Source organism: Bradyrhizobium sp. MI1.10 (assembly GCF_055811035.1).
In genome coordinates this window covers 1-317 of sequence record NZ_JBVVPN010000177.1, presented here as the reverse complement: position 1 = coordinate 317, position 317 = coordinate 1, and the positions used below count along the sequence as shown (strand labels likewise).

At 65.6% G+C, this 317-nt stretch carries 1 protein-coding gene; it reads right to left on the bottom strand.

Annotation, left to right across the window (positions count from 1 at the left end):
• Nucleotides 1–317, bottom strand: a 317-nt coding sequence (locus tag AC0L3K_RS40805; protein ID WP_473368233.1) for an IS110 family transposase, incomplete at both ends; no start/stop codon positions are given.

Here is a 317-nt window from a genome sequence, read left to right as displayed (position 1 = left end):
CGCCAGTCACCCGCCAGATCCTCGATGATGCGCAACATGCGAGGCGAGAGCACATCGGTGCGCGTCGCGAGGATACCCGGCAACTCGGACCGCAGGGAGCGCAGGCCTTGCCGCACGGCGATGCCCCGCTCCAGCAGGAACGCACGGATCTGATTGATGACGCCGGTGCGCTGACCGACTAATCGCTCGCGCACGCGGTGCAGCGCCTGCAGGTCGAGCTGGTCGGCGGTCTTGGTTGCGACGAACTTCATGGTCGGGCGTTGGACCGCCTCGGCGATGGCTTCCGCATCTCGGAAGTCATTCTTCTGTCCCTTCGA